The 24,346-nt window shown below is 42.0% G+C and carries 7 protein-coding genes and 1 riboswitch; of the genes, 6 read left to right on the top strand and 1 reads right to left on the bottom strand.

The features are described 5' to 3' along the window. Positions 1-117: 117 nt before the first annotated feature. Positions 118-1,290, bottom strand: a complete 1,173-nt coding sequence (locus tag IYN84_RS09740) for a S8 family serine peptidase (RefSeq protein ID WP_196139008.1) — start codon at positions 1,288-1,290, stop codon at positions 118-120. A 469-nt stretch (positions 1,291-1,759) separates the two neighbouring features. On the opposite strand from IYN84_RS09740, the gene IYN84_RS09735 reads away from it, so the two are divergent. From IYN84_RS09735 to IYN84_RS09710, 6 genes are all read left to right on the top strand, one after another. Beyond that, positions 1,760-3,469 (top strand): S8 family peptidase, encoded by a 1,710-nt coding sequence (locus IYN84_RS09735; RefSeq protein WP_196139007.1) that lies wholly within the window; start codon positions 1,760-1,762, stop codon positions 3,467-3,469. Between the two features lie 75 nt (positions 3,470-3,544). After that, positions 3,545-6,754, top strand: coding sequence for a two-component regulator propeller domain-containing protein (locus tag IYN84_RS09730; protein WP_196139006.1), 3,210 nt, complete (start codon positions 3,545-3,547; stop codon positions 6,752-6,754). After that, positions 6,754-7,500 carry an SGNH/GDSL hydrolase family protein gene (locus IYN84_RS09725; RefSeq protein ID WP_196139005.1) on the top strand — a complete coding sequence of 249 codons (747 nt, stop codon included), beginning with the start codon at positions 6,754-6,756 and terminating at the stop codon, positions 7,498-7,500. Before IYN84_RS09730 ends, IYN84_RS09725 begins: the two co-directional genes overlap by 1 nt. A 290-nt stretch (positions 7,501-7,790) precedes the next feature. Further along, positions 7,791-7,878: riboswitch (cyclic di-GMP riboswitch) on the top strand. A 123-nt stretch (positions 7,879-8,001) separates the two neighbouring features. Further along, on the top strand, positions 8,002-19,140 hold the full coding sequence (locus IYN84_RS09720) for a fibronectin type III domain-containing protein (RefSeq protein ID WP_196139004.1): 11,139 nt from the start codon (positions 8,002-8,004) through the stop codon (positions 19,138-19,140). Positions 19,141-19,556: 416 nt separating this feature from the next. Further along, the gene (locus tag IYN84_RS09715; protein ID WP_196139003.1) at positions 19,557-21,923 is read left to right on the top strand and encodes a hypothetical protein; all 2,367 of its coding nucleotides are present in this window, start codon (positions 19,557-19,559) and stop codon (positions 21,921-21,923) included. Between the two features lie 437 nt (positions 21,924-22,360). Then, positions 22,361-24,319, top strand: coding sequence for a GMC family oxidoreductase (locus IYN84_RS09710; RefSeq protein ID WP_371734844.1), 1,959 nt, complete (start codon positions 22,361-22,363; stop codon positions 24,317-24,319). The last annotated feature ends 27 nt before the right edge of the window (positions 24,320-24,346 follow it).

Below are 24,346 nucleotides of genomic sequence, written 5' to 3'. Positions count from 1 at the left end.
TTTTCAATTTCCCTATTGTTACTCCTTTCATAAAAAAAGCCACCGGTATAAGGTGGCTTAAATAGTGACATGCTTACTTTTTAATTGTTATAACAGGAATCTGAATATTGTTAAGCATTACAGATGAATAATCGGGTCTGGGTTGCCGTCAGGATCGTTTCCTGCGTTGCCTGAAGAACCTGGGTGCCCATTACTCATCATAACAACAGCACAAGCTGCTGGTGATGCCATTGACGTACCTGACATGGTCGTTGTGCCACCGCCTTTCTTAGTGGATAAAATGCTGACACCTGGAGCTGCGTAGTCGACTGGCGGATTGCCATAGTTAGACCATGAAGCGAGATTGTCGTTAGAGTCAGTCGCAGAAATGGTAAAAATATTGTTCCCGTTAGCGCGTGCCGGAGAGTGATTGTTTGCGTGATCGCCATCATTACCGGCTGCCAGAACAAAATACGCGCCTGAACTTTGTGCTGCGTTCTTGACTGCATCATCCAGATCGCTGCTAACGCCGCCACCAAGACTCATATTGGCACAGTCGCCCGGGCTCGCATTGGCAGCAACATGGTCAATGCCTGCGATAACACCGGAAATTGAACCCGAGCCACGTGAATCAAGGACTTTAACAGGAACCACTGTGGCATTGGCGGCGACACCGACAACGTCAATATTGTTGTCTATCGCTCCGATAGTGCCGGCTACGTGTGTTCCATGTCCATTGCCGTCGTTTACACCAGCATTTCTGCCTTTGGTGAAGGCTGAGAAACCTCGTGAAGCGTCAACATTTAAATCTGCGTGGGCAACATCAATACCGGTATCTATAACCCAGGCAGTGCGACCTGTGCCATCGACAGGTCCACCAACACGAGTAACGCTCCATGGTTCCACCTGTGCAGTACTACCGCCACCACCATTTCCTTTTCCAGGAGGAGGTCCTGGATTCATAAAAACAACACCATCTGGAGTCAGGCTTTTTACAGACAGTTCATTTTCCAGAGCTTTGCTGGCTGCGGAGCATGGCATGGTCATGGTAAAACCTTTTATAGAATGCTTATAGGTATGCTTTAGAGAAGCATTCATATTGGCAGAGCGATTTGCCTTCATTAGCATGCCTCTTGCCAGCCCTGATACTTCGTTAGCATTCACTGAGTCGTCCAGACGAACAATACACTGGTTATGTATATTGGCTAGTTCACTGCTTGAGTTCGTTGGCTGGTTTCCGTTTGCCACTGCAGAGAGAGTGACTCCTGCTAGTGCCATCCCTACTGCGCTTGCGACTATTGTTATTTTCATTGAAATGCTCCCTTTTTCAGTCCTTGTGAGTAAGAGCTCTATTTTTATCACTTTTATTGAAATACTAAATAGTAGAGATCCGACAAAAATTGTTTGAGATCCGACAAGCATGCAAATAAAGCTCAAAAATTCGCCATTTCAAGGGAGATTTACTTTAAAAATTGGCTAAAAAACGGTAATCTTTACGTCATATTAGGACTGAAAAACAAATTAATAAAAATATCTCCAATTGATATAGGTTATGTTATCTTCGAATTTGAAAGATTAAATGGAAGATTAAATTGCATATTTTGGTGAATTATTTACAAATTAAGCAATTGAAGTGCATTTTTTGTTGTTTGTCGCTAAACTAATATTCAGCTAGGGATAGAGATTATAATAAAAACAGATAAAAACCTAGTAAAATCAATAAGATATGACGGGATTAAATGTAGTGTATATTTAGCTGTTGTACTTATGACAGAGGTGAATGATGAATTTTATTCAACTGAAGTTAAAAAAACACTCTGCTGCCAAGATTAGTTTTCTAGTCGTTACTGCATTAACTATCTATGCAGTGGTAGTTGAATGGTCAAACTCTCAGGCAACGAACGCTAAAAGCGCTTTGAGCTATATTGTTCAAGGTGAAGGCGCTGCACGGGCTGTAAAGTCGACGGGCGCTCAGCTAACGCATGATTTAAAACTAATCAATGGGGTCGCAGCCAATCTTACTGCGCAGCAAGTAGCACAGCTTGAATCACAATCTTTAAAAGTATCGCCTAACAGTACTCTTGAAAGCACTGGCTGGGCTGTTGGTCAGCGCATTTCTTATACACCTGCTTCGGCCAGTCGCATGACTCGGGCGAGTGAACTTCATGATGCTCGAATTTTTGGGGATGGCGTCACTATGGTGGTTCTGGATAGTGGTGTGAAGAGCATGAGTGGAATTCGTCAGGATGCATATGGTCGGCATCGAGTTTATGGAACTTATAATGCGATCAATAACACTGTCTCCAACAATGATGATGAAGAGAGTGGTCATGGTACGCATGTCGCAAGTGTCGCACTCAATAGTGAGCGTGATTTGGATGGTGGTTTTTATGGAATTGCACCAAATGCTCGCTTGATAAGTGTCAAGGCTTTTGATGCTTATGGAAAAAGTAGTTATGCAGACGTAATTAGAGGCATTGAGTGGTCTATCTATTTTCGAGAAAGATACAACATCCGCATTATGAACCTTTCATTCAGTGCGCCGGTAAGATCTTACTATTGGGACGATCCTATCAATCAAGCTGTTATGAAAGCCTGGCAGGCGGGAATAGTTGTCGTAACCTCAGCCGGTAACAGTGGTGCTACTGCAGGAAATATAGGTGTTCCCGGAAATGTTCCATACGTAATTACTGTTGGTGCTGTTACTGACAACTATACTCCCAGCGATTATAGCGATGACAGATTAGCAACTTTTTCATCCAGCGGTCCAACCTATGAGAGATTTGTAAAGCCCGATGTAGTCGCGCCCGGAGGTCACCTGATGGGACTGATGGAGTCTAAAATGCAATTGGCGACCGAGCATCCTGAATTTCATGATGGCGGTAAATACTTTACCATGTCTGGTACTTCGCAAGCGGCTGCAGTTGTCAGTGGCGTTGCAGCGCTAATGCTGAGCGTTAATCCCGGTTTGACTCCTGACGACGTTAAGTGCCGTTTAATGGCTGCAGCAAAGCCAGCGCGCAATGAAGATGGTTCCTGGGCATACACACCATTTCAGCAAGGCGCAGGACAGGTTGACGCGGTTGCAGCAATTAATAGCACTGCAACTGGGTGTGCTAATGTCGGGTTGGATATTGGCAAAGACCTTGACGGCTCTGAGCATTATGCTGGCACCACTATGATTACCAATGCTGGTGAGTACTATATACGAAATCACGAACAACTAACCTGGAGCGGAGACTATTCTGCAAAGGGCGTTACATGGTATGACACCAGCCCCTGGTATGATACTAGTCCCTGGTATGATATCAGCATGTGGAACGACACCAGCCCTTGGTACGACACCAGCCCCTGGTACGACACCAGCCCCTGGACCGATACCAGCCCCTGGACCGATACTAGCCCCTGGACCGATACCAGCCCCTGGACCGATACTAGCCCTTGGACTGATACTCATGTAGATATTAACGTATGGGTTGACCAAGAGTAGAATTTACTCAATAAATCTGCAAAGATAAAGCCGTGTTTTCACGGCTTTTTTGCTTTTCTGAAGTAGATCTATCAAATGAAAATAAAAATAACTCTTAAAAATTTTTTCCTGTCACTTTGTTTGTTCCCGACTGCATTAGTTGCTCTGGACTTTGAAAATACAAATTTTCAGCATATATCGACAGAGCATGGACTGTCTCAAAAATCGGTTGAAACTATCTGGCAGGATTCCACCGGTTTTTTATGGATAGGGACACAGGAAGGTTTAAATCGCTATGATGGTACTCAAATTAAGACCTATCGGCATGATGCTAACGATAAAAGCAGCTTGTCTCATGATCTGATCCGCGATATTAAGGAAGACGCGAGTAAGAATTTGTGGATTGCAACAAGCGGAGGTCTAAACCGCTTTATTCGTGCCAACGAAAAGTTTGAAATGTTTTCATTAAACACACCCGAAGGTAAAACAATCACCAGAATAAATAAGATCTATGTCGAGTTGAATGGTCGTATCTGGATTGGCACCGAAGGAGGAGGCCTGTTTTACTCTGAGGGTGTAGATCGCAAAGTGACATTCAAACAATATGAGCAAATTCCAGAGTTAAAAAATGCGAGTGTTAAGGCTGTTTATAGAGATTCCAGAGAAAGGCTCTGGGTTGGTACCGATCGAAATGGAGTCTATCTTATTGATCGAGATTTGATTCGACAATTTGTTAGTGATGACAAGGTTGATGATGCTATTTCTCACAATCAAATACGGTCAATAACTGAGGATAGTAAAGGGAAGATCTGGATTGGAACACGTGGCGGAGGTCTTAATGTTTTTAATGAAATTTCCAAAGGATTTACTTCATTTAAAAACAAGGCAAGTGATCCAAACAGTTTGAGCCATAACCGAGTCTATCAGGTATTTGAAGATTCCAGTCAACGCCTCTGGATCGGTACCGATGGCGGAATCAATATTTATAATCGCGAAGAAAAAAATTTCTGGCGCATTAATCATCGCTCCTCTCAACGTTCAGGGTTAAGTCATAATCGAGTACTTTCGATATTTGAAGATCAAGGTGGGATTCTGTGGTTTGGAACCTTATCTGGTCTTAATCAATGGAACCCGCATACGGCGGCATTTCAGCACTATAGAAAAATTATCGAGCGTGCGAACAGCCTGAATAACAATACAGTTTACGCATTTGAAGAAGATCCTGCCGGCAATATACTGATAGGTACTTTTGGAGGAGGGTTAAATATTTTACAACCATCCAGTGGCCAGGTGACCCCATTGGAGCAACGCACAGAAAATCTTCTTAGTTCCAGAAGAATAATGTCTTTGTTGGTTGATCGGGAAAAAAATATCTGGGTAGGATCAATTTCTAATGGTATTGAAGTTCTTGATTCCAGATTTCGTAAAATGGCTCATTACAAGCACAATGATACGGATAATTCGAGTATTTCGGGCGACGCTATTACAAGCCTAATGCAAGATCGTGAAGGAATGATCTGGGTGACGACTTTTGGATTTGGCCTAAACCAGTTTGATCCGAAATCGAAGCGGTTTAAGTATTTCAAACGCTCGCAAAATAACAGTCCTCATATTAATGAGAAATTATTTTTTGTAATGGAAGATAGTGACGGCTATTTATGGGTAGCGAGTGATGGAAGTGGTATTTCAAGGTTTGATAAATCATCAAATGAGTTCACGCATTTTCTACATGATGATACACGACGTAACTCATTATCGGGCAACAACGTGCTAACCATTTTTGAAGACTCTAAGGGGCGCTTCTGGATAGGTACTCTGGGTAATGGATTGAATAGATGGGAGCCGGAAAATAGGCGAAGAGGTGTAGACGAGTTCAAACACTATGGCGTTCAAAATGGATTAAATAGCAGTACAGTATACGGCGTGGTTGAAGATGATTCAGGTGCTCTGTGGATTAGTACTACCAGAGGATTAAATCGTCTAGACACAGAAACCGATCGGATTGAACATTTCAACCTTGCCGAAGAAATTCATCACAATGAACTTAATCAGGGTGCGGCTTTAAGAGCTTCCAACGGAATGCTCTATTTTGGTGGTACTAATGGAGTAAGTGCTTTCTTCCCGCAGAGTATTAAGAAAAATCCGCACGCTCCATCTATCGCTTTAACCAGAGTGAGTAGCGAAAACAAAGTACTGTATTTTGATAAGCCACTGAATGATTTGACCGAAGTTACATTCACGCATAAAGATTATCTGATTTCATTTGAATTTGCCGCGTTAGATTTCGCTCAGCCGGAAAAGAATCAATATAAGTACAAATTGGAAGGACTTTATGACGACTGGATTGATACTCAAAACTTTAACCGCGCGACATTCACTAATTTACCCAGTGGTAGCTATGTGCTAAAGGTTAAGGGGAGTAACAATGATGGTGTCTGGAGTGAAGAATCTATCAATCTCAGAGTGAATGTTCTTCCTGCGCCCTGGTTTTCATGGTGGGCGTTTTCTTTGTATGCGTTAGGGTTTTGTGTGGTGCTTCTACTTATTATTCGCACGCAGGCAAAGAGACTGGCTAATCAGGAAGTCTTCCAGGATATGGTTACAGAGAAAGTTGCGAATAAGACGGCTTTACATGAAAAAAACAATCGCTTTCTGCTTTCTCAGATTGAGCAAATGAAACACAAGGTTAGCTTTGATTCAGAATCAGGCTTACCTAATCAGTTAATGATGAGTGCTTTAGTTAGTCATAGTCTTACTACGCTTGACTTGATGGCACAAGGTGAAAGACTTCTATCCTGGAGTCTTCAGATATCTATTATCGAGCTTGAGTCGAGTTATGCAGAGACTGAAGAACAAAGTCGGGAGCTTTCACGAATTTTTAGTCAATTTCAAAGCAAATTTATTGGAAATGACAATAATCTTGAAGTCTTTCGCTGGGGTAAAAATGCGCTCGGAATCGTCGCGTTGGTTGAGAAAAAATCTCGCTTAATGACAATGGAAACCTTCTGCTTAAATCAGCTACAAAAATTACTTGGTAGCGATGAGGCATTTAGAAGCGGGTGTCAAATGACTATTGTCTCCGTTAAAGCTCCTTTTGAAGGAGTTCAGCATGAAAAGTTAAACGGAGAAAGTCTGCTAATGTTAATTGAACATCTGCTACAACTAATTAAACTATCCGGCAAAGAAATATCGTTAAGAGTTTGTGGCGTTAATCAAAATATTAATCAGGCTAAAATGCGGCAAATAATGGATGCCAGTTCGCTAGAAGAAGTGAGAGAACTTTTTATTTTCGAATGTGATGACTAATGTATTGGTTACGATCCCTCTATTTTCTAATTCTATCTCCCTGGATGCTAATTCAGGCAGTTTATGTTCGAATACGTACCCCGAGATTACCTGAACCTGAAGGTACCAGAATATTTAATCCTGACGGCGAAGGTAGCAGTGTGCGAATAATTATTGTCGGAGATTCTGCAGCGGCAGGTGTTGGCGTAAAGGTTCTTTCTAGCGCTCTTCCCGGGGCAATCAGCGCGGCGTTTGAGCCGCAAACAATTGGCTGGGCACTACTGGCGTCTTCCGGTTTAACAACTAAGAAAACGATCCAGTATTTGAAGCAGGAGTCGACACTGCTTGCTGATGAAGAAGTGTTTTACAGACTACAAGGCGAAAAAGAAAAAAATAGCTGTATCCTGGTTTCGCTCGGTGTAAATGATGTCATTGGCTGGTGCAGTCAAAAGCGTTGGGCGAGATTTCAGGCGGCGCTCGTTAACGAACTTAACAGGAAATTCTCTCCTACGCGCATAGGGTTAACGCTAATCCCGCCGCTTGAGCGATTTCCGGCTTTAACCTGGCCATTATCATGGTACCTAGGTGTTCGAGCACAAAACTTTAATAAGGTACTGGAACGTATTGTTTCTCAAGACGAAAAGCTCTTTCTTATCAAACCGAATCTGGAAGCCAATTTCGAGCATTTTGCCAGTGATGGTTTTCACCCGGGTGAAAAAGGCTACCAGTTATGGGCCGATGCCTTTGTTAAGCACTTCAAGAATTAAGTGTATACAGTTTGGGAGTTTGTTTTGGTTCTTCGACTACCAGTCAGCACATTTATTGTAAACAGAGTTATTTCAACAAGTTAAAGTACCTTCAAGGGAACAACGTCAAGGAAAAGTCATTTCTGTTGCTTCTCCCCTTTTCTCCTCGTGTAATAAAAGCCATAAATATGAAATCTTGAGCTAAAGTTTTTCCTATAAGTACCCGATAAAATAACTTATTGAGATTGATTTCTCGGTACACGATTTTTCCTTTCAGTAGATGATTGCGAAGCTGACTGGAAAAGTGCCTTTTAATAAAAGGGCTGCCCGTTACGAAAGTTCGGGTTCGCAAAGCTACCGGTCTAAGGGGGAACGACCTATGACAGCGGGGTTGCCGAAACGACGCTGTTCGTTTTGACAAGTCTTCTTCATTTTGCCGATATCAAAATTATAACGTTCGCTTTTGACAATCTTGGTCATCAAAAATCGGTTAATAACGATACAAAATAATAGGATATAAAGATGCAGATCAGTTTTGCACAAAAACTCTTTAAAGCTGTTTCCCTGTTTTTTATCTTCCTTGTAATACCGCTGTTTCACTTGAGCGTGAGTGCAGCAGCTCTTAGCGGGCGAGTGCTCGATCAGACTGGCAGGCCAATTGAAGGTGCAAGTGTCAGCCTGTTTGTTTACCAGGGAACGAGTTTGGTTCAGGTTGGAGGACTCCAGGTCGTAGGTGCAGACGGCGCTTACAGTTGGACTATAACTGATGGTGACTATCTTCTCACTAGTTATTTTTATGGTACAGATACTAATATAACTGGCGAGCCTTACACTGCTTCTCGGAACACTGCAGACTTTACTGTTGTTGGTGACACCGTCAAAGATTTGATTTACGACTTTGTACTACTTCAAGGCAAAGTCGTTGACGAAAACGGTATCGGTATTGCAAATGTTGATATCAATACCAGTAAGCAATGGAACGGTCCAGAGGAAGGCGCGAGAGCTAAAAAAAGTTTAAGAAGTGTTGTTCATCAAAATGGGAGCAGTACTACCGAACAAGATGGTAGCTTCTCTCTTCTACTATTTTCAACCACAGACTGTATCGCTTCGGCTCATTATGCTGATGCCGCTGACTGTCTATACGATATAACCTTTACCCCCACCGTAGAGAGTGGATTTGAATCCGCTCAGGCGATAGATTATTCAGTAGATAGCGGGCAAAATCTCAATGTTCAGTTAAATTGGGGTGATCAAATACCACCCCAGATCATAGCTGGCCCATGGATTACTAATCTGACTGATGTGACCTCTGTTGTCGAATGGCAAACGAACGAACCTACTACTGGTCAGGTTAACATCGATGGCGTCGGTACTTTCAATAGTCCCAAATCGAGTAAACTGCATCGAGTCGTAGCAGTCGGCCTAAATGCCAGTACCGCTTATACTGGAAGTGTTACTTCGCTTGACGCGAGCGGAAACTCTGGTCTTTCAGCAAACATAAGCTTTACGACTAACTCTCAGCCAGACACAAGCCTCCCTGTTTTCGCCCAACCTCTATCTTTTAGCGATATTACTGAAACGAGCGTTAGGTTGTCATTTTGTTCAAATGAGCCTGTCACTGCTGTGGTGTCTTTTGATGCAAGCAATTATTCTTTTGCGCTGCCTCAGGTTTGCCATGAATTAACGGTTGATTCTCTCGAAAGTAATCTTCCGTACGTTGCTAAAGTTTCAATTACTGATAGTGCCGGCAACGGACCAATTAATAGTGTTGAAAAAGCAGTTACAACTTTGTCATCAGCAGACACTCAAGCTCCGCGAATTATTTTAGGCCCAATTGTAACGGATATTAGTGATCAGGGCGCGACAGTACGCTGGAAAACTGATGAGCCATCGACAAGCGATTTAACTTTGAATGATGATACTCACTATCAAGTTTTTGTAGACGCTTCACTTAAGTTGGAGCACCAAGTTATTCTAAGTGGATTGAACGCTAGTACCAGTTATAGTTTGCAGGTGTCCTCCAGGGATGGAGTGGGTAATGGACCAGCTTATTCTTCGATAGAAAATTTCGAAACGCTGGCTGTAGCAGATATTCAGCCTCCAATTATTTTCGGCAGACCGGTCGCTCGAAATATCACAAAAACAAGCGCAATCATTCAATGGCATACGGATGAAACTGCTTCCGCTTCTGTACGATTGGGTACCTCTGCTGACACTCTTAATAGAGTGGCAACCAATGCTGCATTTTCTTCGAAACATCACGTGCTGCTATCAGGTTTAACGCCCTCTACTGAATATTTTTATCAGGTGGTCTCGAGCGATTTGAGTGGCAATCAAGTTGAAAGTAACGTTTATTCTTTTAGAACTCATAAGGATTCATCGGTACCTGTTGAAAATGAAATCACTACTCTTACGGTTGAACGTATTAGCGCTCATAGTGTCACTGTCAACTGGACTACAAAACTTGCTTCAGATAGTCGTATTGTGTGCGAGTCTTTACAAGGTTCGAATGAAGCCAACAAAGTTGAAAGCGTTCTTTCTCACCGCTTGAGTTTATCCGGATTAACTTCGAATACTCAATATCAATGTACGGTTTACTCGGAATCTATTGACGGAAAAATAGTTATCGATGTATTTGCGGTGACAACTTTGGAGCTTGGAGATGTGACGCCTCCTAGCTGCAGCACTTCGCCCATAATTAATAGTTATGGAAGCATGGCAGAGTTTCATTGGCAAACTGACGAGATAGCCAATGCCGTATTGATTTATAGAGACGTCGATATATTGCACTGGACAAAATTAGTCGCCGATGATGCTGAGCAAAGTGGCGTATTTATCTTGACTGGATTAACCGGCAACACTGAATATGAATATCAACTTGGTCTAACTGATCCTGACGGAAATGATGCATATTGTAATTTGACAACTTTTAACTCTGGCGATCAATCTCCACCAGCCCCGGTTTTTTCTGTCGAGCCTTATGTGGAAAATGTCAGTCAGTTTTCAGCTACACTAAAATGGGAAACAAATGAAATATCCATCGCTGAAATTTTAATTGGTGAAGCGAGTGACTCCCTTGAACTGACACAATCGGTTGGACGATGGAAAACTATTCATCAATCTGAACTCGTTCAACTTGATCCAGCAACGACTTACTTTGTTCGAGTGATTGCCTACAACACTGAGGGCGTCTCGACCAATAGCTCAATTATAAGTTTCACTACTCAAGACTTACCGGAACCGGTATCAATCATTCGCGGCCCAACAGTAACCAATATTACTGATACCACTGCAGTTGTAGAGTGGGAAACTGATAGGACAGCTAACAGTGTTGTTTCAATTGACGGAGGCGCAACTTTTTCTAGCAATAAGCTGGTGAGAGAACATAGTATTTTATTGACGGGGTTAACTCCGGCCACAAACTATACTGCCTGGGTGGTTTCGACAGATGAATACGGTACAAGTAATGATCCAGTTTCTGCAAACTTCACGACTTTGTTGGATGCAGATATTGTTCCCCCTGGTTTTGTTTTGAAGCCACAAATTTTAGGTATTACCCATAATCAATTTACTGTTCGATTTTGTGCCGATGAACCAGTGACAGCGCAGCTCTCTCTTGACGGCAATATCATTAATTTGGAAGGTGAGTCCAAGTGTCATCAAAAAACTTTAACGGGACTAACGCCTGGCACAAGTTACGAACTAATCTGTAGCATCTCTGATTTAGCCGGCAATGGTCCTGTATCGAGTGATCCTCAAACTGTAACCACCTTGTCAGATCTAGACTTAACTGCCCCGGAAATCATTAGTGGTCCGTTTGTTATTGAAATAACTCACAACAGCGCAATTGTTATCTGGACTACCAATGAAAAAGCAACTAGCGGAGTTAACTATACCGACGGTGTAAATCAATTTGAAATGGAAGATACTAAGCTGGTTGACAAGCATCAAATGGTATTGACAAATTTAACGCCTTCAACGACCTACACTTTGAATGTATTTTCTTCTGATGTCGCTGGCAATGGTCCAACTATCTCAGAAGATGTGACTTTCACTACGCTCGGAATTGGAAGCGGAGGTGGACTATGGATAATCACTGGTCCGTTTGTTGATGATATAACTGACTCGAGTGCTGTCGTGCTATGGCAAACCAGTGGATATGCATCAACAACTTTGATGCTTGGAGAATCTTCTGGCAATCTCACTAAGTTCTATTCAATAAGCGGATTGAGAACTAACCATCAATTGCCACTTACTCAGTTAAAATCCAATACCACTTATTACTTGCGTGTAACCTCAGCAACATTGTCAGGCCTTAGTGTCACCAGCGAAGAAATATCCTTTACCACACTCGACAGTGGACAAATTTTGGAAATAGTTAATGGACCAGAAGCATTTGGAATTTCCGATAGCGCTATGACAATTTTCTGGGATACTAATTTAGTTAGCGACAGTCATGTGGTCTGCTCCACAGGGTTAGAGTCTTTTGAAAATGGTGATGAAAATTTATTGATAAATCATGGTTTAACAATCGCAGGCCTGAAGGCTCTCACCAATTATGAATGTACTGTTACTTCAAGAACACTCAGTGGTTTGACAGCGAGCGAAACTTTCTTTGTAACTACCGATGATGGTCCAGATCTTGATGCGCCTGAATGTAGCGGTGATCCAGTAGTGACAGGGTTCGGGGAAACAGCAGAAATGATGTGGGCTGCAAATGAGGTTGCCAGTGTTAGCGTTAATTATCGAGTGAAAGGTGAAGCTAACTGGCAGCAATCGACGGACTTTAAGTTTGCTCGCGATGGCCTAGTGTTATTAACTGGCCTTACGCCTCAAACTATCTACGAACAACAAGCTACCTTAATTGATACTGCTGGTAATGTGGGTATATGTGGATTAGGCGAATTTGATTCAGGAGAGGGTATGCCTGCGCCTGAATTTACATTGCAACCCATTGTCAGTGATATTACCGAGACAACTGCAATTGTTTCCTGGGAAACGAATATTGCAACAAGTGGAGAATTGTTCTTTGGTGTATCGATTACCAATTTGGATCAAAAACGAGTTGACAGTCGATTAGTCACAGAGCACCAGGTTATATTAAGTAATCTTCTAGCGGGTCAAATTTATTTTTTACAGGTTGAAGCAACAGACCGTTATGGAAACATGGTCGCAAGTGAAGTTGTTCAATTTACAACGCTGCATCCTAATCAAGATTTCGATTACGATGGCATTTTAAATTGGCTTGATAATTGTCCTTATACGCCAAACTCCGATCAGCTCGATACTGATAGCGATGGAATGGGAGATGTGTGTGATGACAACAACAGCGATGAAATTCCTCCGACTGATTTTGGTCCTAACTTAAAAGGTATTGTTACCGGAGAGGGTACTCCAATCCTTGGTGCAATCGTTAGCCTTTACAATCAACAACGTCAATTGATTTCGAGTGAAATCACTGCACTGGATGGTAGTTATCAATTTAAATTCGTTGAACCAGGAGACTATTATATTGGTGCTACACCACCAACAGATAGTGGATTCAGTGCAACGCCATTGGAATTACTTCAAGTTAAAGATAGCGACTTTGTTCATTGGATTACCTTAATCGGTGATGCAATTAAAGTGACCGGAACAGTCAAAGATAGCCAGGGTAGGGTAATCGACAACGCAATTGTTAGTTTGCATTTACAAACGAACTCCAATCAGGTTGGCGATCCAGTTATCACAAATAATCAGGGAGAGTTTTCATTCGATGTGGCTCCTGATTATTATCAATTTAGAGTGATGCTTGATCCTTTTGGTAATGGTTCACAACAAATGTCAAGCTATCAAATTCCTGATTTTTCTGCTGTCGTTTATGCGCCACAAAATGTAGAGGTCAGCGAGTCGACTCAAGTTGATATTGTCTTACCTTTTGCACTGCTAACCGGTCAGGTGGTTGACGGTGGAGCGAACCCTGTCGCTGGAGTAGAAGTTAAGATAGATCATCAATCACAACAAGGTTTTACCAATTATTATTTACAGTCCTTTGGCGAGAGCACCGGTAGTAATGCAGTCACTGATGCAAGTGGTAATTTCCAAATGGCCTTGTTTACTAATCAAGCCATCGATATTTCACTAGTGCCTCCTTCGAGCCGTTCAGATTTGGCTGCGACTAGCATTAACGCCTACCACATTTCTGCGGATACAAACGATACATTTACGCTAGTTAATGGCGTAGCCTTATCTGGATATTTGAGAGATAGCAATGGCGTTGCAATTGATAATACAAAACTTACTCTGCATAAACAGGATGGAGGCGCTCAAGTCGGTCACGCGATTTACACCGATAACAATGGTTTCTATCAGTTCCAGGTTGAAACCGGAACTTACAAAGTACAGCCACATTTAAATCCCTACGGTGCCAGTGAGAAAGGTGGAAGCGTGCCCACTTATCCATTGCCTGATTTTGCGACTGTCCGCTTTGCCGAGGAAAACATTGTTGTTGCTGGAGCGACCAATCAAAATATTAATTTGCCTTTAGCACTTCTGACCGGAACTACTGAAGATGCATTAGGAAATCCTGTATCTGGTGTTAGCCTGAAAATAAGCCACATAGAGCGTCAAGGTTTAGCGCCCGATTGGACAGAGTTCTTCCTGGAAAGTCACGGCCGTTCTAGCTATACCAACGCAAAAAGTGATGTCAGTGGAAATTTCACAGTGGCATTGTTTACCGATCAAACTTTTGACCTAATTCTAGAGCCGCCATTTGCAAATCGTACATTGGCAGCAACTAAAGTGTCGGACTTTTCAATAAGTGCCGATACAGTGCAGACTTTTGTTATTGCCGAAGCCTTGACTCTCTCAGGTTATTTAAGAGATGCACAGGGGTTAGCAATTGATAACACTTTGATCACTGCTCATGACAAGTTGAATAATCAAGTTGTCGATTTACCTCAAGTAACCGACGCGACAGGATATTTTGAATTTAAAGTTTCTGCTGGAGACTATAAATTACGTCCTTATTTACAGTCAGAGACTCAGCAAGGCGCTGGTACTTTAATTCCTGATTATTCTGTGCCTGATTTTGCAGCGGTTTACTACAACCCTCATGAGGTCAGCATTACCGCTGATACTCAAATTAATATTCTGCTTCCTATGTCTCTCATTAGTGGCAAGGCTTTAGATGCAAATGGCGTCGCCGTTCCTGGAGTTAAGCTACGTGTTGAGCACGCTTATGCAAAAGATGGTGTGAGCTATTATTTAGAAAATTCCGGTGATGGTGCCAATTCAAATGCAATTTCAGCTGCTGATGGCCAATTTGAATTTCCAATATTCCACCGTCAACCAACAGACGTTTCTGTCAATCCGCCGGCGCTTTCAGGATTTGCAAATACTAACGTCACTCACGAAATTGATCGGGATGTCACTGAGCATATTTTCTTAATGCATTTTGATGCGAACGCACCCAAAATAGTTTCTGGTCCCTGGATTAGAAAAATCACTGATACTAGTGCAATGATTGAATGGCAAACTGACAAACCTGGAACAAGTGTTTGTGATTTATCTAATGGTTCGCGATATCAATCTGCGACTTTAACGACTCTGCATAGCCTGGTAATGGACAACCTTGATCCTGAAACTCTTTATTCGGCAGACGTTCACTCTGTAGACAAAGAGAACCGGGCTTCGGAAACCGGGCAGACAAGTTTTACGACCTTAGCAACCCCGGATCGTATTGCGCCGATATTTGTTGAAGGTCCTTTAACTGATCAAATCAATGACCAAGGATTAAATATTAATTTCTGTGCTGATGAACCCGTAACGGGAACACTATCTGTTGATGGAAATACTATTAGCTTTGACGAGTTAGCTGTATGTCACTCTATTCCGGTAAGCGGCCTAAATGGCAATACTAGCTACGAATTTACTGTTGATATATGGGATGACGCTGGCAATGGTCCAACGACTAGTGGTGTGCAAACAGTTACAACCTTGCCAACGCCTGATCTTGAAGCGCCAGTGATTCTACTAGAGCCAATGGTAATCAATATTTCCGATACAGAGGCAACAGTGATCTGGACAACAGACGAGCCTGCAAATAGTGGCGCTTCTTACAATGATGGAACCTATTATCATGTTGTAACCGATGAAAACTTTGTAAAAGAACATTCATTGTCTCTAACTGACTTGACGCCAGAAACCACCTATACACTAACCGCGTCTTCAACTGATGCTTCAGGAAATGGACCCACTTTAAGTGCACCAATAACTTTCACAACGCTGGCGTCTCCAGACACTGAGCCGCCTTGCTTAGTGGGTAAACCAATGATACAAAACATTACCCATCAAAATGTTGTGATTCGATGGAGAACCTGTGAACCAGCGACCACTAGTTTGGTTTATGGAACGAGTATCGATGCTCTAGACAGCAGCGAGTCTAGAAATGGTCTACGACTGCCACACAATATCGCAATTACCGGACTACAACCAGAGACCGAGTACTTTGTTCAAATTCAAAGTCAGGATGCTGCAGGCAATCAAATGCAAAGCGACATTTTAACTTTTAAAACGAAAAATATAGGTCACCAAGGTGAACCTCACTTCATGACCAATGTTGCTGTTGAAGAGTTAACCTCAAATAGTTTAACCGCTAGTTGGGCTACCGATGTTAATGCTGATGGTCGTCTTGTTTGTCGTAGTGGAAGCGAAACTTTGGAAGCGAGTCATGCTAAAAGGACTAAGTCTCATTTGTTAACATTGACTGATCTAACTGCTGGTACTAGTTATGCTTGCTCAGTTTATTCAACCGATCACCATGGCTTTACTGTTAGTCAAGAGATTGAAGGTGGAATTCAAACGCCACTGGCGACAGCGCAAATGAAAGTGAGTCACGGAGCGATTATTTCACAGGCTGTACCTACTCCAGTTAACGCTGTTCAAGTTACCGGGGCAGGAAGTTTGGCCGTGGTTGAAGTTTCTAGTGACGAGCTTTCTGCGATAGAAGTTAGTTATCGACCTGTTGGCGGTAGCCAATGGCAAATCGCCGGAAGCATGGGTATTAAAAGAGAGCATTGGTTAGTTATTCCCGGGCTTATATCAAGTACTGACTATGAAATGACCTATCGTCTGATTAATTTGCAGGGAGAGTCTTACACGAGCTCACTTACCAGCTTTAATTCAGGAGTCGGTGGTGATATTGGCGCGCCTGTTTTTGCTTCACAGCCCGTAATTAGTGAAATTTCTTCTGATGCTGCGAGTATAAGTTTTGCCACTTCTGATTACGCCTTTGCTCAAGTTTCTTTTGGACATGATCCTTCTTCACTTCAATTGAAAGAAGCGAATACCGAAGCAAGTGAAAATCATTTAGTTCGATTAACAGGATTGAATTCAGCGACCTACTATACCGCTTATGTAACAGCTTACAATGTGTTAGGGCAAGCTGTGGAAAGTCAACAAGTGACTTTTGTTACATCAGCATTGAGCGAAGTTGCAGATAGTGACGGTGACGGTATTCCTGATGTTTGGGAAATCGCTAATAATCTGGATCCACAAGATGCTTTTGATGCCAGTGAAGATGCTGACGCTGATGGCCTGACTAATTTGGAAGAATATAATGCCAACAGTGATCCATTCAATTCAGATAGCGATGCTGATGGAATGCCTGATGGCTGGGAAGTTGACCATGCTCTTGATCCAAACGATGGCAGTGACGCCAGCGGTGATCGCAATGGCGATGGTCAGTCCAATCTTGACGAATACCTTGATGCGAGTGATACCGAAGCACCTGCAATCAGCCTTTCCGATGAAGTGACTATTGATGCGACGGGACGATTTACCGCAGTTCCCCGAAATGGTGTGAGTGCTTTTGATGCTGTAGACGGAAGTGTAAGTGTGACTTTAGATTCACCAGATTATCTCCCAGCAGGCAGTCATTTGATCTATTGGAGCGCGCTTGACTCTGCAGGTAATCGAGCGATCCGGTCGCAGCGAATTAACATACGCCCAATCATTTCAGTTGCTCACATGCAGAGCGTTGCTGAAGGTAGTCGGGCGATAGTTGAAGTATTTCTTTCCGGGGAGGCTCCTGCTTATCCGGTAACAATTCCGGTAAACTACAGCGGAACTGCAAATACCTCAGACTTCCAGAATCCGCCTAAGGAAATTGTGATAAACGAAGGAAAATCAGGTTATCTTTTTATTGATGTTATTAATGATGGTAGCGGAGAAAGTGATGAATCGATAATAGTGGAATTGGGGGCTGCTGTTAACGCGATAAGGGGGCCAAATTCCACTCACCAAATTATTATTAGTGAAAGAAATCTTGCGCCTAAGGCTATATTAACTGCAAGGCAGAATGGAGAAGTTGTAACAACGATTACCAGAGATGGCGGTGAGGTGGTAATCAGTGCTCAAGTGAGTGATCCAAATAATGCAGACAGTCACACATTTAGCTGGAGCCAGACAGATAGTACTTTGACCGATCTGGATAATTCAGTTGATAGTTTTACGATTAACCCTGCTAACTTGACCCAAAAGGTTTATCAGGTAGCCGTTGAGGTTACTGACAATGGGGCTCCAGAGGAAAAGGGGTTCGCGCTCAAACTCTTGAAAGTCATTAATACCGCACCGGCACTTTCGTCTACAGAGGATTCCGATGGCGACGGTATTTTGGATTCGGCTGATGGTTATCAGGACGACGATGGGGACGGAGTCGCTAATTATCTGGATTCGACCGAAGATAGTTACGCGATTCAGTTACTTGCTAATACCAGCAACATAGATGGAACCTTCTGGGTTGAAACTGAGTCCGGATTGTCGGTTGCGCTAGGTGAAATAGCGTTAAACAGCAATCATGGCGGCGCATCTATCAATGAACAGGATATCGCTAATGTGACACCCTACAATGATCATGGAAGTGACGATGGGTTTACCAATTTAAGTTTGGTTAATTTCATTCTTAGCGGATTGAATCAACCCGGTGACTCAGCCTATATCATTATTCCGCAACTAAGTAGTATTCCAAAGGGGGCTGTCTATAGAAAACTTCACCCGGATAATGGATGGACATATTTTGAGATAGATAATAATAATGCTTTATTCAGCGCACCAGGGAATGAAGGAATTTGCCCCGCGATAGGTGATGCATCCTATACCACTGGACTCAACGAGGGCCACTGGTGTGTACTGATGCTGATAGAAGATGGCGGAGTTAATGATGCCGATTCCGCAGCAAACGGTGTAATTGTGGATCCTGGAGGAGTGAGCCTACTAAATAGCACTCCGATTGTGACTATCGCACCAATTGGAGACTTGACCGAAGGAGATACTATTATGTTATCGGGTAGTGTAACCGATAATGGCAATCAGATAGTCAACTATCGATGGACGAAAAATTCAGGGCCTGCAATTACAATTAACAATGCAGATCGACTTTCGGCAAGTGTGGCTAATGTGCCGGAGGGGAGTTATCAGTTTACATTAACCGTTGTTGATCAACATAATCGCAAAGCCTCGGCGAGTATTAATGTCGTTGTTGGCGAAGAAGTTCAGACCGGTGGCGGAGACACAGAGAGCGCAACAAGCAGCGGCGGCGGCGGTGGTTCATTGCCGCCCGCAATCATAGGCGCGATTCTTATGTTTGCTATTTTCCGCAGAGCGGAACGAGCAGCTAACTAGATCAAATATTTCAAGAGCTTCTTTTTTCCCCCATCCCCTGGGGGATTTTTTTATGGTTAACTCTAATCATGAAGGTTTATCGAACGTTATCCATTTCCTTGAACTGAAATTAGAGATTAAATCAGAGTGCTTCTTTATTCTATGAAAATTACAAAGCCTGCCTTTAAATTGAATGACTATGTCAATATAAATGAGATACCTCTTTGTTTATCGTTTTGACTTTGAGATATTGTTCGGTCAATGTTTGACCAAAAGTTTCATTTTGTAAACTTCAAATGTTATCGATTTGTTACAGCCCAGTAAACTAGGCACCTATCGAATTTCAGCAAATTATCCTGCGTAGAATTTATCGTTCAACTACTTATAATAATTTTCGATAAAACAAAGCCGAAATTAACGATAAGAAGAGGTGAGTAATGAAAATACAATCAGTATTTAAACTCGTTGTGTGCCTGGCGTTATTTCAATACAGCAATATGCTTTTGGCGGAACAGCGTATTACGCACGACGTCGATTTTGAGCTGGAAAATGTGTTGGAATATGACCGATTAATCGATCAAGAGGGACTAACTGCCTGTGATCGATATTTTGGTTGGTCTGGGTTAGAAGCTGTAAAAACAAAAGAGCAAAAGCTACTCTGTGGCAAATACCAATTTTTATATGAGCATTGGAGTACGGTTGGAATACCAAAAACTTTGCTGCAGTTTAATGAAAAATGGTATCCACAATTTTTTGGAGACGAGTTGGAAAAATTTGGCTATTTTGCCGATCAAAATGTTAAACGTATAGTCAGTGATATTGTGCCAGTAAGCTCAGGAGAATGCGTAAAAACGAAACAAGTTTGTACATCAGAAATTCTCGGTGTGTGCCTAAATTGGGAAAAAAAATGTACTACGACGGCTGCTCAGGATGGTTGGCAAGAAATATTTGAACTCGTTGAAGATGATCAGCTTCCGGTTGGTTTTCAACTGGGTCCAAAACGCGCCTTAGGTTTTGAGTCTGCCTCGTTTGCTTGTGCCGGTTGTCATATGGGAACTCTCAATGATGGTCGTTATGCCATTGGAATGGCTAATAAAAATTTAAATTATGGACAAGTCTACGCTGGCTTTAATACGCCGCTTCAAGCATCGGTAATAGGATTGGTGGATTTGTTAGAAAAACCGGTTATCGGAGAAGTGATCAAATCTTTTATTGGTGATGCTCTACCTGAAGATTTTATGGAGGGGCTGGCATTGCATCCGGGTATGGCATTTAATAATCCTGGAACTGATTTTTCATTTTCTAACGAATTCTATCCGAAAATGATGCAAGACTTAAAATTAGGTACATGCTATCACAAAGAAAGTGGAGAACTAATTCGTTGCGATCACCGTAGTGAAGAGCGTGGTCCTGAACATTATCGTGCGCAGGCTAAAGCGATGTTTACCCAGTTACAAAAAGAATTTGATGGCATTACACCAATTAAAAAACAAGATTGGCCAATGGCAATGAGCGAATTAATGGGCGTAGCCTATTGCATGCCCAAACCATTTAAACCTTCGGATTGGGGGGGTGATGATTCGTTAGAGTGGGCACAGTTTGATGTGAGTCTTTCACTAGAAAAAACAGCTAATAATATGATGGAAGCGTGCCGAGGCTTACGTTGGAACGTTTATTATTGGCAAGAGTTTGTTGGCTATCTGTTAAGTATGACAAGCGCTGATACTGGAGCGGTTGCTTTCCCGAGTTTAACCGATCAGGAAATGATGATTAATGCCGGATTTAATGTTCTGGATTTTTTAATTCCACCACAATCTGATGATGGCGTTTATACTATCAGCAGAATACCAAACGTTGTTGGCATACCCAGTCATGAAGAATTGCTCGCACACGGCAATATGAGAACTGAATCTGGCGAAGTGACACCTATGCTGAGTTTAGCCGGAAATGTAACCAGTTTAGAAAAGTTTGTTAGAGGTTTTATATTGCTCAGTGGCTCAGTAGATCCACGTTATGTGACTTGCGAAACGCCTGATATTGTCGGCAACTGGGATGCTAAACCGGATAACACTTGTGAAATAATTGCTGAATCAATTCAGCCTCTACTCGATTATTTGTTGACCCTGGAGCCTCCTAAAAGACTTGGAGAAGAAGTTGCTGTCAATCAACAGGGTAAGGCATTATTTGAAAAAGAATGTAGTTCTTGCCATGGGGGGCCAAAATTTGAAACAACTGGTGTGTTTTTATTTAGTGAGGTGAACCGCGAGGGGACTGCCGATATTGATTATTGTCTTGAGGGGCAATTGGCAATTGAGTGGACCGATGACACTGTTGCTAAGCCAATTTACAATCATTGTCGTCCGCTTTACGATACAACAGGTTCCGTTAATTATCTTGGTTTTATTGGCACCGATCCGACCTATTCACAGCTTGGAAAGCCTAATCCCATAACAGGAAAACCGAGTGAAACCCCGGAGCTTGAAAGTGATACAGTGGCTTCACAAGGGGTTAAGGGACAAAGATTGGTTGGTGTGGGTTATAAATCAGAATTATTTCATCATGGACAACTTCATTCTTTAGATGATGTTTTGTGTAAAGATAATACGGTAAGAGCAACATCAGAATTAAGAGCAAAGACGGCATGTTTAGTTTATGACCTTGATTCTGAAGAAGGCTTAAAAGCTTATAAAAATGGACAGCCGATTTGTAAACAAGAGTGGTATCCATACTCAGGTCACGAATTTGGTTGTGCGCTCAATTCTAGTGAAAAACAAAACTTAATAGAGTATTTAAGAACGCTATAATTTTTTTATGAAGGTGTTGTGATTTTCCGCTCAAGAGCATCAGGCGAACAATAAATATATTTCGTTTGATGCTCTTGTCGTATTTTTACTGGCCTTCGAAGAGCTTGAACTGCTTGAATTTGAACGGTTATGTATTAAATAGCTATTGCATCAATTTCCGGGTTTCAGTGGAATGACCATCTACTATTGATTGACTATAACGAATTGCTTTTTTTTTAATCGCTATCTTCGCTCTTTACTTCAATAACTTCAATAACTTCAATCGCGAATAAAGTTCATATTTTTTTTAGCTCAGGATTTGATTGAAAAATCCAACGTTTGTTTTAAAGTTTCAAAATTATCACTAACAGAAATAGTTTTTGATTTAAGAATTTTATCAATTGTATTTTTTGTTACAGTCAAATCACACTTTGGGATTTTAGCTAAGGGGATCGATAGTGACACAAGATAAATCTAATTCTAAAAATAAAAGAAAAAGTATCTCTCGACGTGATTTCAACAAAAAAACATTACAAGCGGGTGTGGCCGCTGGATTGTTAACTAGTGGGCTGACTTCAAGTTTTGCAACTAGCAATATTGAGTTTGTTAATGAAGAATTTGAATTTATAATTGTTGGCTCAGGAGCTGGTGGTGGACCTCTAGCTGCAAACCTTGCACGTGCTGGTCATCGTGTTTTACTACTTGAGGCAGGTGATGATGACCCCAGTGATGATACTTATAATATTCCGGCCTATCACCCACGGGCCTCGGAAGACCCTAAGACTAGTTGGGCATTTTTCGTTAAACATTATTCTGATATTACAAGGCAGCGAAAAGATTCAAAATATGTAGAAGGTCAAGGTATATATTATCCGCGAGCCAGCACGATTGGTGGTTGTACAACACACCATGCCATGATCACGATTTACCCTCACAATAGTGATTTTAATCGAATAGCTGAAATAACAGGAGATTACTCCTGGGATGCTTACAAAATGCGGCGCTATTTCGAAAGGTTAGAAAAATGCCAATATGTGCCGCGCCCATGGTTTGGTCACAATCCTTCTAAGCATGGATTTAAGGGATGGCTGAGAACTAACGTGCCAGATATTCGCATACTTGCGGAAGATCCTGTTATCCGCAGTATGGTGCAATCGGGATTAGCTGAAGCGGGATTAGATGAAGTTATCGAAGAATTATTAGCTGGCAATCCTCTCGATATTAATCATTGGCGGGTTGCGTTTGGCGAAGAAGGTGCTTATTTACCTGCAATGTCGACCAGCCGATTTAACAAAAGACAAGGTGTCCGAGAATACATACTTGATACGCAAGCATTATATCCTGATAAGTTAGTGATTCGAACTGGCGCTCTGGTTTCTCAAGTTCTATTTAATGAAGAAAACACTGCAGTAGGGGTAGAGTATTTGGAAGGTAGTCGACTATATCGAGCTGATCCTTTGCATGAACTTTCGAGTACCGGTACAAAAAGACAAGTGAGAGCTAGTCGAGAAGTTATACTCTCGGGCGGTACTTTCAATAGCCCTCAGATGCTTAAGTTATCTGGTATCGGATCGGCTGAAGAATTACAACAACATAACATCGACATTAAAGTAGATTTACCTGGCGTTGGAAAAAATCTACAAGATCGCTATGAAGTAGGTGTAGTAAACCGACTAACAGAAACTCTGCCTTTACTTAAAAATTGTACCTTTGGTTTTGGAGATGATCCCTGCATGACTCGCTATAAAGAACGTTGGTGGAATGCAGGCCCCTACGCCAGTAATGGAACAATGTTATCACTGGTTAAACGTTCTAAGCCTGAAATGAAAGACCCTGACCTGTTTATTTTTGGGATTACTGGCCGATTTAACGGGTATTTTCCTGGCTATTCTTTTGGTCATCCAGATATTTTAAAGGAATACTCATGGTTGGTTTTAAAAGGTCATACCAATAATAGTGCTGGAGAAGTTACTTTGAAAACGGCGGATCCTCAAGATGTGCCGGAAATTAACTTTAAATACTTTGACGAAGGCAATGACGCATCAGGTGATGATTTGCAAGCAGTAGTGGAAGGGGTAAAAACCTGTCGCAGCATTATGAGCCGAACTCCGGCCAAAAAATACCTGAGTCACGAAGTGATCCCCGGTGAAGATTTCCAAAGTGATGATGAAGTTAGAGAGTTTATAAAAAACGAAGCCTGGGGACATCATGCTTCTGGTACCAATAAAATGGGAGTTAGTGGAGATCCAAATGCCGTTGTTGATAGCAACTTTAAAGTGTTTGGAACTAAGAATTTAAGGGTGGTTGATGCTTCGATATTTCCTTATATTCCTGGTTTTTTCATTGTAACGTCAGTTTATATGATTAGTGAAAAAGCAACTGATGCTATTCTGGCCGATGTTAAGGCTAGCGTTTAGCAAGAGTCGCTTGCGATCATTGATGAA

It is taken from the genome of Aliikangiella sp. G2MR2-5, from assembly GCF_015687155.1.
Taxonomy (GTDB): domain Bacteria; phylum Pseudomonadota; class Gammaproteobacteria; order Enterobacterales; family Kangiellaceae; genus Aliikangiella.
The sequence above is the reverse complement of the archived record's forward strand: the minus strand, read 5'-3'. Positions and strand labels throughout refer to the sequence as shown.

Bases quoted from the DNA above. Each gene is read 5' to 3' on its own strand.
- IYN84_RS09715 (WP_196139003.1), top strand. From the start codon at position 19,557: ATGAAAATACAATCAGTATTTAAACTCGTTGTGTGCCTGGCGTTATTT.
- IYN84_RS09740 (WP_196139008.1), bottom strand. From the start codon at position 1,290: ATGAAAATAACAATAGTCGCAAGCGCAGTAGGGATGGCACTAGCAGGA.
- IYN84_RS09720 (WP_196139004.1), top strand. From the start codon at position 8,002: ATGCAGATCAGTTTTGCACAAAAACTCTTTAAAGCTGTTTCCCTGTTT.
- IYN84_RS09730 (WP_196139006.1), top strand. From the start codon at position 3,545: ATGAAAATAAAAATAACTCTTAAAAATTTTTTCCTGTCACTTTGTTTG.
- IYN84_RS09735 (WP_196139007.1), top strand. From the start codon at position 1,760: ATGATGAATTTTATTCAACTGAAGTTAAAAAAACACTCTGCTGCCAAG.
- IYN84_RS09725 (WP_196139005.1), top strand. From the start codon at position 6,754: ATGTATTGGTTACGATCCCTCTATTTTCTAATTCTATCTCCCTGGATG.